This is a genomic window from Prosthecobacter sp. GW821-HT29F12 (assembly GCF_058803405.1).
On record NZ_CM179517.1, the window covers coordinates 3,435,316 to 3,448,707 of the forward strand.

The window sequence follows — 13,392 nt, forward strand, 5'->3', positions numbered from 1 at the left end:
AACCCGGCCGTTAGTGTTAACACAAATCCTATGTCAGTACGTCTTGCCCGATTCGAGATGCCTTCCCGCCTTGTGAAAAACGAGGCCACGGCAACCGAAACATACGCCCAGTTCACTGCCGAACCCTTCGACAAAGGTTACGGTCACACAATTGGCAACTCCCTCCGCCGCGTCCTTCTCTCCTCCCTTGAAGGCGCATCCATCACCTCCGTGAAAATCCGCGGTGCGGAACACGAATTCACCACCCTCCCGGGCGTGCTCGAAGACGTCGTTCAGATCATCCTGAACCTCAAGAAGGTCCGCTTCAAGCATCACAGCGATGCCAAGGAGCCCCGCCTGCTTTCCATCATTGCTGACAAGGAAGGCGCCGTCACCGCCGGTGACATCAAGGACGACAACCACTACGAAGTCATCAACAAGGACCTCGTGATCTGCACGCTGGACCGCAAAACGAAGTTCGAATGCGAATTCGAAGTGCGCGTCGGCCGTGGTTTCTCCACCTGGGAAGAAAACAAGCGCGTTGACACCCCCATCGGCGTCATCCCGATCGACTCCATCTACAGCCCCGTCACTCGCGTGAAGTACGGCGTGGAAAACACCCGCGTCGGTCAGAACACCGACTATGACAAGCTGGTGCTCGACATCTGGACCGACGGCCGCATCACCCCGCAGGACGCCCTCCTGCAGTCTGCCGCCATCCTGCGCCACCACCTCGACGTCTTCGTCAACTATGACGACAAGGCCATCGAGTTCGAAGCCGCACCGGAAGCTCAGAGCGAAGAAAACAGCGAGCTGCGCAAGCTCCTGAACATGAGCGTCAACGAGATCGAACTCTCCGTCCGCGCCGCCAACTGCCTCAACAACGCCAACATCACGAGCGTCGGCCAGCTGGCCATGAAGACCGAAGGCGAAATGCTTCGTTACCGCAACTTCGGCAAGAAGTCCCTCACCGAGATCAAGGAAAAGCTCGCAGAGCTTGGTCTGTCTCTCGGCATGAAGTTCGATCCAGCGCTGCTTGAGGCCACCCCTGGCGGTGTCTCCCTCCTCGCCCGCAGCAGCATGATCGGCGACGACGATGAAGAAGCCGACTCCCTCGACTTCACCAAGCTCGTGGACAGCCATCTGCCAGACGCAGACGACGAAGACGAGTAATCAATCACAGACAGAATTTTAGACAGACCCATTTAGGACATGAAACACGGAAGAAAAATCGTCAAACTTCAGCGCAAACAGGATCACCGCGACGCGCTGCTCATGAATCTCACCTGCTCCCTCATCGAGCACCGCCGGATTCGCACCACACTGGCCAAGGCCAAAGCCCTCCGCCCTTACGCAGAGAAGCTCGTCACCCTCGGCAAGCGCGGCACCCTGCATGCTCGCCGCACCGCCCTCTCCTCACTCCGTCACAAAGACATGGTGAAGAAGCTCTTCGAAGAGATCGCCGTGGCCTCCAAGGACCGCGTCGGTGGCTACACCCGCATCACCAAGCTCGGCCAGCGCCGCAGCGACTCCGCTCCGATGGCCTACATCGAGTGGGTGGACGCCTACGTGCCAAAAGCCGCCCCGGCCCCTGAGCCTGAAGTCGCAGCCGAGCCTGTGGCCGAAGAAGCAGCACCAGCCAAAAAGGCTCCTGCCAAGAAGAAGGCCGCTCCGAAGAAGAAAGCCGCCGCTGCTGAATAAGCAGGCGTCTCTCAACGAGAAACCATCCAACGCGGGAGTCGCAAGACTCCCGCGTTTTTTTGTGCCCTCCTGGCGCGGCTGCAGCCGCATTCCTTCTTCTTTTAGCGCAGGCTCACCAAAACATGAGAACCCGGCATACCGGTATCAGCTTGACCTCTTGCATGCCGCCTGACTTCGCGTTCCATGAGCCACCATGGAATCCACCATCAAGATCGCCCTCGTTGGCGCCGGCATGTTCGGCGGAGATGTTCACGCGCGTGCTTACGCGGACTTGCAGCGCTTCGGCATCGCCGGACAGCTGGCCCGTGTCGGCCTCGACAAATACTCGCGCGAACTCGCCGGAGTCAAATTTGACCTCGTCGCCGTCGCCACCCGCAGCGAAAAGTCCGCGCTCAAAGCCGCAGCGGCCTTCAAAGACCTCACCGGCCACGAGCCGCGCGCCTTCCACGGTGACGCCCCCTGGGATGACATCCTGGCCGCCTTTCCTGATCTTGATGTGATGGCCGTGGCCACCCCGGATCATCTGCACACGCAGCCCATTCTCGCCGCGCTGGCCAAAGGGGTGCACGTCTTGACCGAGAAGCCCATGTGCCTCTCCATTCAGGAGTCGGACGAGATCATCGCAGCGGCCAAGGCCAGGAACCTCATCGTCGCCGTGGACATGCACAAGCGCTACGACCCCGACCACCTGCGCATCCGCGATGACATTCAGAACCGCATCGGCGCGCCGCTCTATGGCACCGCCTATCTTGAAGAACCGCTCGAAGTCAGCACCAGCACCTTCAAATGGGTGGAAAGCAGCGACCCCTTCAGTTACGTCGGCCCCCATTGGACAGACCTGATCTGGAGCTACTACCACAGCAAGCCGGTTTCCCTGACCGCTGTGGGCCAGAAGAAGCGCCTGATCCGCGATGGCATCAATGCCTTCGACGCCGTGCAGGTGCGTGTGGATTTCGACAACGGCATGTCGATCAACTTCCATAACAACTGGGTGACTCCCGCCGATTTCGAAGGTCCGGTGAACCAGGGTCACGAAATCGTCGGTGCTGACGGCAAAGTCGAAAGCGACCAGCAGTACCGTGGTTTTCGCTGGTGGAATCAGGGCGGAGGCTCACGCACGAGCAACAACCACTTTACCCGCGAAGTAACCCGCCCCGACGGCACCAAAGGCTACATAGGTTACGGAGTGGATAGTTTGACTGTAGGCTTGGTCGCCGTCTGCCGAGTCAAGTTTGCCAAAGAATCCCGGGACGATGTAGCCGGACTCTATCCGACCGCTGAAGACGCCCGCATTACCTGCGCCATGGTAGATGCAGCGGCGCGTGTCCGGGATCTTAACTGGAAATACATGCAGGAAGGCAAAGGAGCGACAGTTACAGCCCGTTTTGACCAAAACGGCATAACTATCATAGACCCAAATGCCACCGTGGTATTCCAGAGCATTTACGATAAGGCTCTTTAACTTCAAATCAGGGAATAGACTTAGAGTTCGCCGCTTGACTTTAGGCTAACTTTTTCATAAACAAGAAATTGTACCCTGATAAATAAAACAAATGATCCTATCCTCCTCCCAACTTCGCCGCGCCGCTGCACTTCAAGAAAAAATCGAAGGCTTCCAGCAGGAGCTGGCACAGCTCCTTGGCGGCTCCTCCAAGTCCTCCGCTGCACCAACACCCGCAGGTGAGAAGCCAGCCAAAAAGAAGCGCGTCATGTCCGCTGCTGCTCGCAAGAAAATCGCTGATGCTCAGCGCAAGCGCTGGGCCAAGCAGAAAGGCGAAACGCCTGCTACTGCTGAAAAGAAGGCCAAGTAAGTTACCTATCCACAGATAACACCGTAATAAGAAGGCCCCAGTCCGTAAGGACTGGGGCCATTGTTTTCGAAGGCGCCACTTAAGTAAATATTTATTTAACAAACATGGGATCCTCTGGATTCCCTTTACTAAGCAGATAGGCCATGAGGTCTAAAATATCGTCCTCCTTGAGCATGAAGAGCAGTCCGGGAGGCATCATGCTGATCTTGCTCTCTTCCGTTTTCACAACTTTGCGGGCATCGACATTGGTGAAGTTATTAGGGTCCATCATGTTAGTGCAAACCATCATGATGTTCTCCTTCATGTTGGCGATGCGACCTATGACCGTGCTGCCGTCCTGAAGCGTGAAGACGGTGCTGCCATACTGATCGCTGATCTCCTTGCTGGGCTCCAGGATATGCTCCAGCAAATCACGCGGGCTGTACTTGCCGGCCACACTGGTCAGATCAGGACCCACGGCCCCACCTTCGTTGTTAAAGCGGTGGCAGGCGAAGCAGGTGGCGGCGCCGAACATGTTGCGGCCATTGGCAAAGTTACGGTTGCCCTCCAGCCCAACCCCCAGCGACTTGCTAAGTTCATCGAGTGTCCAGGCTTTGACGAACTGCATCGGCTTTGCTGTGAAGGATGGTGCTTTGGCCTCTGGCTTGGCATCCAGCACATCCTTGATCGCCAGCTTTTCTTCCTCCGTCATGGTGGACAGCGCGTTCTGCTTGATCTCGCCGATGAAGAGATCAAACGATGCCCCACCTTTGTAGTTCGCAGCGCGCAGGAACCAGCTGAAATAGTCAGCGCGCAGTTCCTTCGTCCAGCCGGCCTTCGCAAAGCGCAGGATGCGGGCGTAGTCGATCTGCTCCTCCTGTGTCGGCGAGCCATTGACCCACGGCTCAGCCTTCGCGACGACGCTGGCGTCTCCCAGATAGACCAGCACCTCGCAAAGGTCACGGTTCAAGGCCGGATCATTCGTGGGAAACAGTGGGGCAAGATGCTTGATCAGCGTCTCCTTCGTTGCCGCATCCGGCTCGCCCATGCGGGTGAAAGCGAGCATGTAATCGCGGAACAGTGTGCCACGATCCAGGCCTTTGAGCGCCTTGAAGTCGATCTTGTTCAGAGCAGCCAGCACCGGCTGCTGCAGCGCTTTGTCACCACCGCTGCTGCGGATGAGGCCCATCAGCGCCGTCAAGGCAGCGCGGGGATTTGTCTCATTGAGCGCCTTGTCCTTCCAAGACGCGATAGGCTGATGCTCCAGCGCGATGCGGGCTGCAAAGCGTGTTTGGCGGTCAGCATCTCCGAGATAAGGCCATGCCGCATCAACCGCTTTGGGATCTTGCCTGCCATGAAAGGTTTCCAGTGTGCGTCGTGCCAGCGGCTTTACTTCAGGCTGCGGGGATGGCTGCACGGAATCCGCTCCCGTGTAAGTCACCCGATACAGTCCCGACTGCACCTTGCGCCCGCCGACGCTCACATACATCGCGCCATCTTTCTTCGAAACTTCAATGTCCGTCAGTGGCAGCGGCGAGGCGCTCATGAACTCCTCGGTCACGCCAGTATAACCACCGCCGTTCGGTGAAAGATGCACGGCATACATTTTGCCATAGCTCCAGTCGCAGATGAAGAGCGCATCCTGATACTTCGCCGGGAACTTCGCGCCGTAGCCAAAGGCCACGCCCGTGGGTGAGCCGGGGCCAATGTCCACCACGGCAGGCAGGCTGTCCTCCCAGCGCGCGGGCCACTTCTTGCTGCAGGTGCGCCAGCCGAACTCGCCGCCGCTCTGCATGAAGCACACGCGGGTGGGGCGGTACCACGGCATGCCGGTGTCCCACTCCATGTCCGCGTCAAAGCCAAAGATGTCCCCATTGCGGTTCATGGCGATGTCGTAGGTGTTGCGCGTGCCGGTGTTCACCAGCTCCCACTTCTTGCCGTCCAGATCGGTGTGCGCCAGCCAGCCGCCGGGGGCCAGCACATCGCGCATGAAGCCACGGCCCAGCAGCATCGGGTAAAGCTGATCCTCCGACCAATGACGGGGGACAAGGCTCGTCTCACAGCTCGGCTCAGGAGTCTGGTTGCCACACATCACATACAGGCTCTTGCCATCTTGGGAAGCGATCACGCCATGCGGCCCATGCTCACCAGCCTTGCCTGGGAAGGAGCGCAGCAGCTCCACAGTGTCGAATTGATCATCACCATTGGTGTCCTTGCAGCGGTAGAGACCGCGCCCCTGATACGCTTCATCATTCACCACCCCATAGAGCGCACCCGCATGATACAGCAGGCCCTGGCAGTGACCGAAGTCGATGCTGAGCTTTTCCACCTTCGTCTCACCCGGGCTGCCATTCAGCGCCGGTGGTGTGATGCGGTAAAGCGCGCCATACTGGTCGCTGCAAATCATGCGGCCTTTGTCGTCCTGAGTCATGGAGACCCAGGAGCCCTCCTGCGCCTTCGGCACGGAATACAGCAGCTCCACCTTGAAGCCTTTGGCGATCTTGACCTTGTCAGCCGGCGTTGCTTGATCGGCCAGCTGCGCAAACGACGCCGTCGCGCCGAGCAGAAGAGGAATGAGAATGGTTTTCATGCTTGGATGGTGATGAAACTGACTGCCTTGCTCCGAGCTACTTCATGAGCTCCTTGACCTTGCCTTCGATGGCGTCGGCCCACATCTGATACCCTTGAGCGCTGAGATGAAGCAGGTCGGGCATGATTTCCTTCGGCAGGGTGCCATCGGGCTTCAGGAACGTGTTGCCGATGTCCATGTAGAAGACGCGTTTGTTGTCGGCGAAGCCGGAGATGAGGTTGTTGGTGGCCACGTTCTGCTTGCGCATCGCATCCTCCTTGGTGGCACCTCGTGGAAAGATGCCCAGCAGCAGCACCTTCGTCTCCGGCAGTTTCTTGTTCAGGATGTCGAGGATCATCTTCACGCCCTCGGCGGTCTGTTCGGCGCTGCTGGCGTACGCCACACCGCCATGCTCGGCAGCCGGGCGGCCTTGATGCCCCGTGTTGTTGGTGCCGATCATGAGCACCACAAGCTTCGGCTTGATGCCGTCAAAGTTGCCGTTCTGCAGACGCCAGATCACATGCTCGGTGCGGTCACCGCCGATGCCGAAATTCGCCGCCTTGAGCGGTTCCCACGTTTTGACCCAGACATCCTTGCCATTTTTTTCCCAGCCTTGGGTGATCGAGTCGCCCAGAAACACCAGCTGCGCCTCGCCCTTTTTGGAAATGGCGTTGAAGCTTTCGTGCCGTTTCATCCAGCCCGCATCACGCGGCTTGGGGTCGATGGCGAGATTCTTGGCCGTTTCAGCAAAGCTGGTGGCGGCGATACACAGGGAGGCGAGCAGGAGGGTGCGGAGTTTCATGGTCAGTGGCGGCGATGATGCCGGGAAGCCATGAAACTCGCAAGCCGCGAATGTTATTTCACGCCTTCAATGCCCAGTCGAGCAGCGCCTGTGCGTCACGCCAGACGCCTTCGTGGCTGTCGTTGAGGATGACCACGATGCGGCGGCGGCCGTTGCGCTCGCCGGTGGCCACCAGGCAGTAGCCCGCAGCCTCGGTGTAGCCGGTTTTCATGCCATCGCAGTAGCTGGCGGTGCGCAGCACTCGGTTGGTGTTGGCCAGTTCGATGACCTTACCATCAGGCTTGGTAAACTTGAAACTCTGCAGCTTCACGATCGCTCGGATGTCCGGCAGCTTGTCCGCCGCCTTGGCGATCATCGCCAGATCACGCGCCGTGGAGTAGGGATCTTCATCCGTGAGTGACGGCAGACCGTGCGGATTGACGAAGTGCGTGTTCTTCAGGCCGAGCGCCTGCGCACGTGCGTCCATTTTTTCCGCAAAGGCGGCCACGCTGCCGGCATTGTCACGCGCCAGCGCCTGCGCGATGTCGTTGGAGCTCTTCACCAGCATGGCGGTCAGCAGCATGCGGCGGGTGTATTGCTCCCCCACCTTGAGGCCGATGCGCACCGGAGCACACTGGGTGTCCGCCAGTTCAATGGTGACCACTTTGTCGAGGTCTCCCGCTTCCACCACGAGCAGGCCGGTCATGATTTTCGTCGTGCTGGCGATGGCCCCACGCAGGTCCGGGCTCTTTTCAAACAGCACATCATCATTCTCAGGATCAATGACGATGCAGCGCCCGGCGGTGATCTGGGGAATGGAACCCCGCAGATTTTTGATCTCAATCTCACGGCGCACCTTCTTCGTTTTCTCGATCTCATCGGCGAGCTGAGTCTCCAGCTTCTTCTTCAGCTGTGCCACCGCCGCCTCACGCGCGGCGATGTCCGCCTTAGCCTGCGCGATCATCTGCTTCTCTCCAGCAAAATCCTGCTCGCGCTTGGCGATGGCCGCGGCTTTCGCCTCGATCTCCTCCTCCCTCCATTGCAGCTGCTGCTCACGCTTGGGATCACCGCAGCCGGAGATGGAAACGCAAAGAAGACTGGCCAGCAGGGCGCGGCGGAAGGGGGGAGACTGACGAGGGGGGATCATTTCAGAGTTCAGAGAGGAGTTCTTTCAGGCGGGCGACGGGCCACTGGCCAGGAGCATTCGAAGCACCAATAAAGCCGTAATTCAGCAGGCTGCCACATTTAGCCAGCACCAGACGCGAAACACGCCCCCAAGGCCCCATGCCCATGACGGAAAGCCGCAGCCGGTGCGTCTCGCCGGCCAGCTTCATGAGGCTCGCCAGATCCCCCTGCGTGTTCAGGTAGGTGGCGATCTTCACGGCATCCAGTCCCGCCTGCTGGGCGAAATTCACCGCGCCGCGCAGCACCTCCTCCGCCGGGGTGGCCTGAAAGTCATGGAATGAACCCACCACCGGCACGCCTGCGGCACGCGCTTTCTGGATCGTGCCCTGCATCTGCGCCGCGCTGCGCAGTTCAATGTCGATCAACGTGGCGAGATCCAGCAGCGGCTCGATCATCGCCGCACGGGCTGCCGGGTCTTCAGGCCCCTGCCCGCCTTCCGCCGGATGCCGGGCCGTCAGCAGCAGCGGCAGGGTGTTGCCAGCCAGCTTGGCACGCAGATCCGCCGCAGGTATCTGCAGCTGGTCCAGCCGCAGCTCAGCCACGTCACAAAGGTTCGCGCGGGAGGCCGCATCCAGGGAGATAAAGTGCTCAAGGGCAGCAGAATCCGCCACAACCCCAACGGCAAGAGGACGGGAGGAGAAAAGCAGGTTTTTAGAGGAAACAAGTTGAGCCATTGGCTAGGCGGAGTATAATTTTAATAATTCTGAATAAGATTCAGTATCTTACTCGTCATTATGCTGGGCCGGAAGCAAGAAATCAATTTGCAGCTCACCGAACTGCTCGACAGCGCGCTCCTGGCGTTCTGCCTTTGGTTTGGGCATTTCCTGCGTGCAGATCTGGTGCCGGTCTTCTTTCCCGATGCCGTTGAGATTCCGCCCATGGAAAAGTTCTACTGGGTGATTGCAGTCGTGGCCCCGTTCACGCCCATCGTGCTGGAGGCACGCGGGTTTTACTCCAACATTTACAACAAGACACCCGGGCGATCGATCCGCCAGCTCGCGGAGGCGCTTGCTGTCATCGGCATGAGCATCGCCTTTTGCATCGTCTTCTTCAAATGGTCGGTCGAAAGCCGTGCCGTGGTCGTTTTCTCCGTGGCTCTCGGTGCGCTCTCCTTGCTGCTGCGCGAGGCCTGGCAGCGTGAAATCCTGCGCAGGCAGATGGCTTCGGGCAAGGGCCGCGAGCGCGTCATCATCGCCGGTGCCCAGAACGATCTGGCAGCCTTCCTGGCCAACATGACCACCGAGCAGCGCGCCGAGATCGAAGTCGTGGGCCAGATCGACATCATGCAAAGCCCGATTTCAGATCTTGTCGCCGCACTGCATGAGCATTCCATCAGCCGTGTGCTCTTCGCCGCGCAGCATGTGCATTTCAGCAAGATCGAGGAAGCGGTGCAGGCCTGTGAAACCGAAGGCGTGGAAGCCTGGATCGCCGCAGACTTCTTCCAGACCGCCATCGCTCGCCCTACCTTCGACGTTCTCGGCGGACGCCTCATGCTGGTGTTTCATTCCACACCGCAGGCCTCCTGGGAACTGCTGTTCAAATCCATCGTTGATCGCGTTGGCGCATTGATACTGCTCCTGCTCTCACTGCCCATGTGGCTCGTGGCCGTCATTGGCATTCGCTTTGGCTCGCGTGGCCCGGTCTTCTTCAAGCAGGAACGCGCCGGCCACTACGGCAAGCCCTTCATCATGTGGAAGTTCCGCACCATGCACCAGGGCGCAGAAGCTCAGCGCCAGGAACTGGAGGCACACAATGAGATGGACGGCCCCGTCTTCAAGATCACCAACGATCCGCGCATCTTCGCCTTTGGGCGCTGGCTGCGCCGCACCAGCATTGATGAACTGCCCCAGCTCATCAACGTCCTGCGCGGAGAGATGAGCCTCGTCGGCCCGCGTCCCCTGCCCGTCTATGAAATTCAGCGCATCGAAAAGCACGCGCAGCGCCGCCGGCTCAGCGTGAAGCCCGGTCTGACCTGCCTGTGGCAGGTCACCGGCCGCAACGGCATCAAGAACTTCGAGGAATGGGTCGCACTGGATCTCAAGTACATCGACAACTGGTCCTTCTGGCTCGATCTGAAAATCCTGGCCCAGACCCTGCCCGCCGTCATTCGCGGCATCGGCGCGAGTTAGGACCGGTAACGCTCAAACGGAAACGATGGCATGCCCGTTTCTGCCGTCTTTCGCCAAAGCTTCGTAGCCAGAGACCACATCAAACAACTCCTCATCAATCGAGCTCTGGCGCAGACGGTGATAGCTGCCATGAAGGTGGTCCATCAGGTCGTCGATGTTCTTTTCAGCACGCTGCATCGCGGCCAGGCGGCTGGCGTTTTCACTGGCCAGGGATTCGGCGCAGGCGCGGAAGAGCGAGATGAACAGGTATTCACGGATCAGGGAACGCAGCGTCGTGGGAAGCTCATTGAGCACCTCTGGCAGGATCTTGGTGGGCCAGCGCACCTGCGTCAGTTCCTTCTGCCAGATCTCATCCAGCGGCAGCAGGCGCTGGCTCACAGGTTCATAGAGCGAGCCGGTTTGCGGACGATTGTGAAAGAGGTACACCTGATCACAGCCATCTTTGGCGCGCTGCGTTTCACTCTGGATCTGAAGCTGTGCGACAAGCGGCGTGATGGCTTTGACCGAATTGGGCACGGCAAATCGCCCCGCCATCGTGAGCCCTGCGTCCGCAAGCCGGGCATGAACACGCTCACCCACCGCCCAGACCTGCGGCTTGCCAGGAAGTGCTGCGAGCGTCTTGATCGCATAGTCGGCGATGATGTCGTTGAACTGCCCCACCAGCCCCTGATCCGAACCGAACACGATGGCACCGATCACGCCGCTGTTGTTCGAAGGCTGGCACTCAGCAGAGCGCTCGCCCTGGCGCAGGCAGACACTCAGCCCCAGCTCAACCGTGCGCCAGTAATCCGCCAGCGCATGCACCGACTGCTCGTACTGGCCGATGCTCGATGCCGCCAGCGCCTTCATCGTGCGAACGACGGACTGAAGATCACCCGCGCTGCTGATCTGGCGCTTCAGACTGGCGATGGTGTCGCTCATGCTTTGTCCGCGTCTTTAGGTTTCTCTTCAGCCAGGAAAGACTTCAGCGCCTGACGGGCGATGCCAAGGATCGTCTCACGATCTTCATCACGGAGCTTTTGGTCGGATTCAAACTGGGCGGTGATCTCGACCGGAATGCTTGCCGCAGCGGCCTGTACGGAGAGCTGGGCCTCGGTCATTTTTTCCAGCGCCACCGGATCAAAGAGACCGGCGGTGAGAGCCAGCAGAACGGCGATCTGCGCGGGCACAGGCACCGGCGAGCACTCGGCCTGCTTCAAACACGCCCGAATGCGCCGGCCGTGCTCGATGGTCTTGCGCGTCTCTGCATCCAGCCGTGCGCCAAAGCGCGCGAAGGTTTCGAGTTCTTCAAACTGCGCGTAGGCGAGCTTCAGATCCCCCGCCACGCCGCGGTAGGTGGCGCGCTGGGCCTTGCCACCCACGCGGGACACGGATTTTCCCACATCCACTGCGGGCAGTACGCCGAGCTCGAACAACGATGGCGAAAGGTAGATCTGCCCGTCGGTAATCGAGATCAAATTGGTCGGAATGTAGGCGGAGATGTTTTGCGCCTCGGTCTCGATGATCGGCAGCGCCGTGAGCGAACCACCGCCGCGCTCTTCGCACAGATGGGTGGCGCGTTCGAGCAGGCGCGAGTGGATGTAGAAGATGTCACCGGGAAAAGCCTCGCGTCCCGGAGGCCGGCGCAGCAGCAGCGAGAGCTCGCGATAAGCACGGGCATGCTGGGTGAGATCGTCATAAACGATCAGTACATCCCGCCCCTGCTCCATGAAATGCTCAGCGATGCTCGTGGCGGCGTAGGGTGCGATGAAGGCAAGCCCCGAGGGATCGTTGCCCTCGGTCACGACGACGACGGTGTATTCCAGCGCCCCCTTCTCGCGCAGAACCGCAACGCCCTTCGCCACGGCGGAAGCACGCTGCCCGATGGCGCAGTAAACACACAGCACGTCTTTGCCGCGCTGATTGAGGATGGTGTCCAGCGCGATGGCCGTCTTGCCCGTCTGGCGGTCTCCCATGATGAGCTCACGCTGACCGCGCCCGATGGGAATGAGCGCATCGACCACCTTGAGCCCGGTCTGCAGCGGCACCGTGACCGGGGAGCGCTCCATGATGGGCACCGCCGCACGTTCGATGGGAAGGCGTGCGCTGCAGGTGATCGCACCCAGTCCGTCCAGCGGCCGGCCGAGCGGATCAATGACACGCCCGAGAAGTCCCTCGCCAACACCCACATCCATCACACGTCCAGTTCGCCTGACTTCATCGCCCGCCTGCAGTTCCGCATAGTCACCAAGCAGCACCACTCCGATTTCATCCTCATCCAGATTGAAGGCGATGCCGAAGATGCCGCCGGGAAATTCGAGCAGTTCGTCAAACCCCACACCGGGAAGCCCCGAAACTTTGGCGATGCCCGTCGAGACATTGGTGATGGTTCCAACCTCATGCAGCAGTAGCTGCGGAGCCAGAGACTCGCGCGCATGGTTCAGGCTCGCGAACAGGCGGTCAAACGCGCCGCTTAATGCTTCAGGCGCTGCATTCATGCCGGGATTTGGTCAGGTGCCGCAGGCTTGGCCAGAAGTTCATCGACGCCCTGCTCCAGGCTGCTCAGATAGTTGGCAATGCTCCATGTGACTTTCTGACCTCCAGCGCTGAGCTCGATGCCGCTCACAATGTCCGGGGCCGTTTCAAACCGCAGAGGAATGTCGGCTGAGAAAGTGACATTGATGGCCTGCCGCAGAACGCCGCGCTGTTCGGGGGGCAGTTCAAATGCGCTGCGAATGAGCGCGGGTTCGGCGGAGTTCTTCAGAGCCTCGGCCAGCCTGCCCCGCTCCTTTTCATCCATCGCCTGCAATCGGCTGGCAAACACCGCCGCCATGCGCTCTTCCAGGTTCGCTCCGGCAAGATCCGTCAGCGTCTTTCTGGCGATGGCAAACACCTCCTCCTGGGTCCGGCGGACAATCGACGCATGCAGGTTTTTGGCATCGCTGCGGAGCAGTTCGTCCCGCCTCGCGCTGAGCGCATCAGCCGCCTTGCGCGCCTCCTCGATCAATCGCTGACGTTCGGCTTTCGCTTCATCAGCCACCTTGCCCAGCATGCCGGCGCGCTGCTTGTCAAACTCCGCATTCTTGCGCTGGAATTCCTCCTTCTCCTGCGTCGCCGCCGCCTCACGGGCGGTGGCATCGGCGATCTGCGCGGCGATGCGCTTCTCACGCGCATCAATCGCCTGGAGCACGGGCTGATACAAATAGCGCTTCATCAGCCATACCAGGATGAGGAAGTTCAGTGCCTGCGCACCGACGGTGAACCAGTCTATGAGCATGG

The 13,392-nt window shown here is 59.9% G+C and carries 12 protein-coding genes; 5 read left to right on the forward strand and 7 right to left on the reverse strand.

Annotated elements, in window-relative coordinates:
* Nucleotides 1-30 precede the first annotated feature (30 nt).
* The 4 genes from AC3RLQ_RS14280 to AC3RLQ_RS14295 all read left to right on the forward strand — a co-directional run bounded on the left by AC3RLQ_RS14280 (nt 31) and on the right by AC3RLQ_RS14295 (nt 3,491).
* Entirely contained in the window at nt 31-1,152 is a 1,122-nt protein-coding gene (locus AC3RLQ_RS14280; RefSeq protein ID WP_395734463.1) for a DNA-directed RNA polymerase subunit alpha, read from the forward strand.
* Nucleotides 1,153-1,191: 39 nt separating this feature from the next.
* Nucleotides 1,192-1,680, forward strand: a complete 489-nt coding sequence (gene rplQ, locus AC3RLQ_RS14285; protein WP_493038150.1) for a 50S ribosomal protein L17 — start codon at nt 1,192-1,194, stop codon at nt 1,678-1,680.
* A 193-nt stretch (nt 1,681-1,873) separates the two neighbouring features.
* The gene (locus AC3RLQ_RS14290; RefSeq protein ID WP_493038152.1) at nt 1,874-3,142 is read left to right on the forward strand and encodes a Gfo/Idh/MocA family protein; all 1,269 of its coding nucleotides are present in this window, start codon (nt 1,874-1,876) and stop codon (nt 3,140-3,142) included.
* A 91-nt stretch (nt 3,143-3,233) separates the two neighbouring features.
* On the forward strand, nt 3,234-3,491 hold the full coding sequence (locus AC3RLQ_RS14295) for a hypothetical protein (RefSeq protein ID WP_493038154.1): 258 nt from the start codon (nt 3,234-3,236) through the stop codon (nt 3,489-3,491).
* A 91-nt stretch (nt 3,492-3,582) separates the two neighbouring features.
* On the opposite strand, the gene AC3RLQ_RS14300 is transcribed toward AC3RLQ_RS14295, so the two are convergent.
* Genes AC3RLQ_RS14300 through AC3RLQ_RS14315 form a run of 4 tightly spaced genes read right to left on the reverse strand, consistent with a single transcriptional unit; the run spans nt 3,583 to nt 8,679 of the window.
* Complete coding sequence (locus AC3RLQ_RS14300) at nt 3,583-6,060, reverse strand: c-type cytochrome (protein ID WP_493038157.1); 2,478 nt, start codon at nt 6,058-6,060, stop codon at nt 3,583-3,585.
* Between the two features lie 37 nt (nt 6,061-6,097).
* Complete coding sequence (locus AC3RLQ_RS14305) at nt 6,098-6,841, reverse strand: platelet-activating factor acetylhydrolase IB subunit (RefSeq protein WP_493038159.1); 744 nt, start codon at nt 6,839-6,841, stop codon at nt 6,098-6,100.
* A 58-nt stretch (nt 6,842-6,899) separates the two neighbouring features.
* The gene (locus AC3RLQ_RS14310; RefSeq protein ID WP_493038161.1) at nt 6,900-7,967 is read right to left on the reverse strand and encodes a D-alanyl-D-alanine carboxypeptidase family protein; all 1,068 of its coding nucleotides are present in this window, start codon (nt 7,965-7,967) and stop codon (nt 6,900-6,902) included.
* Between the two features lies 1 nt (nt 7,968).
* Nucleotides 7,969-8,679, reverse strand: a complete 711-nt coding sequence (locus AC3RLQ_RS14315) for a type I 3-dehydroquinate dehydratase (RefSeq protein WP_493038164.1) — start codon at nt 8,677-8,679, stop codon at nt 7,969-7,971.
* A gap of 60 nt (nt 8,680-8,739) precedes the next feature.
* Between AC3RLQ_RS14315 and AC3RLQ_RS14320 the strand changes: the two genes are divergently transcribed.
* Nucleotides 8,740-10,134 (forward strand): sugar transferase, encoded by a 1,395-nt coding sequence (locus AC3RLQ_RS14320; RefSeq protein WP_493038166.1) that lies wholly within the window; start codon nt 8,740-8,742, stop codon nt 10,132-10,134.
* 12 nt (nt 10,135-10,146) lie between these two features.
* Here AC3RLQ_RS14320 and AC3RLQ_RS14325 read toward each other — a convergent pair whose 3' ends face one another.
* From AC3RLQ_RS14325 to AC3RLQ_RS14335, 3 genes are read right to left on the reverse strand one after another with little or no spacing between them, the layout of a single operon-like run.
* The gene (locus AC3RLQ_RS14325; RefSeq protein WP_493038168.1) at nt 10,147-11,055 is read right to left on the reverse strand and encodes a F0F1 ATP synthase subunit gamma; all 909 of its coding nucleotides are present in this window, start codon (nt 11,053-11,055) and stop codon (nt 10,147-10,149) included.
* A complete protein-coding gene (locus AC3RLQ_RS14330; RefSeq protein WP_493038170.1) occupies nt 11,052-12,611 on the reverse strand; it encodes an alternate F1F0 ATPase, F1 subunit alpha in 1,560 nt (519 codons plus the stop codon). Before AC3RLQ_RS14330 ends, AC3RLQ_RS14325 begins: the two co-directional genes overlap by 4 nt.
* Nucleotides 12,608-13,390, reverse strand: coding sequence for a F0F1 ATP synthase subunit B family protein (locus tag AC3RLQ_RS14335; RefSeq protein WP_493038172.1), 783 nt, complete (start codon nt 13,388-13,390; stop codon nt 12,608-12,610). The genes AC3RLQ_RS14330 and AC3RLQ_RS14335 overlap by 4 nt, the downstream gene beginning before the upstream one ends.
* Between the last annotated feature and the right edge of the window lie 2 nt (nt 13,391-13,392).

What these genes read in the sequence shown, in the direction of transcription:
- AC3RLQ_RS14335 (WP_493038172.1), bottom strand. Translation starts at nt 13,390, where the DNA reads ATGCTCATAGACTGGTTCACCGTCGGTGCGCAGGCACTGAACTTCCTC.
- AC3RLQ_RS14305 (WP_493038159.1), bottom strand. Translation starts at nt 6,841, where the DNA reads ATGAAACTCCGCACCCTCCTGCTCGCCTCCCTGTGTATCGCCGCCACC.
- AC3RLQ_RS14290 (WP_493038152.1), top strand. Translation starts at nt 1,874, where the DNA reads ATGGAATCCACCATCAAGATCGCCCTCGTTGGCGCCGGCATGTTCGGC.
- AC3RLQ_RS14295 (WP_493038154.1), top strand. Translation starts at nt 3,234, where the DNA reads ATGATCCTATCCTCCTCCCAACTTCGCCGCGCCGCTGCACTTCAAGAA.
- AC3RLQ_RS14320 (WP_493038166.1), top strand. Translation starts at nt 8,740, where the DNA reads ATGCTGGGCCGGAAGCAAGAAATCAATTTGCAGCTCACCGAACTGCTC.
- AC3RLQ_RS14310 (WP_493038161.1), bottom strand. Translation starts at nt 7,967, where the DNA reads ATGATCCCCCCTCGTCAGTCTCCCCCCTTCCGCCGCGCCCTGCTGGCC.
- AC3RLQ_RS14330 (WP_493038170.1), bottom strand. Translation starts at nt 12,611, where the DNA reads ATGAATGCAGCGCCTGAAGCATTAAGCGGCGCGTTTGACCGCCTGTTC.
- AC3RLQ_RS14325 (WP_493038168.1), bottom strand. Translation starts at nt 11,055, where the DNA reads ATGAGCGACACCATCGCCAGTCTGAAGCGCCAGATCAGCAGCGCGGGT.
- AC3RLQ_RS14280 (WP_395734463.1), top strand. Translation starts at nt 31, where the DNA reads ATGTCAGTACGTCTTGCCCGATTCGAGATGCCTTCCCGCCTTGTGAAA.
- rplQ (WP_493038150.1), top strand. Translation starts at nt 1,192, where the DNA reads ATGAAACACGGAAGAAAAATCGTCAAACTTCAGCGCAAACAGGATCAC.
- AC3RLQ_RS14315 (WP_493038164.1), bottom strand. Translation starts at nt 8,679, where the DNA reads ATGGCTCAACTTGTTTCCTCTAAAAACCTGCTTTTCTCCTCCCGTCCT.
- AC3RLQ_RS14300 (WP_493038157.1), bottom strand. Translation starts at nt 6,060, where the DNA reads ATGAAAACCATTCTCATTCCTCTTCTGCTCGGCGCGACGGCGTCGTTT.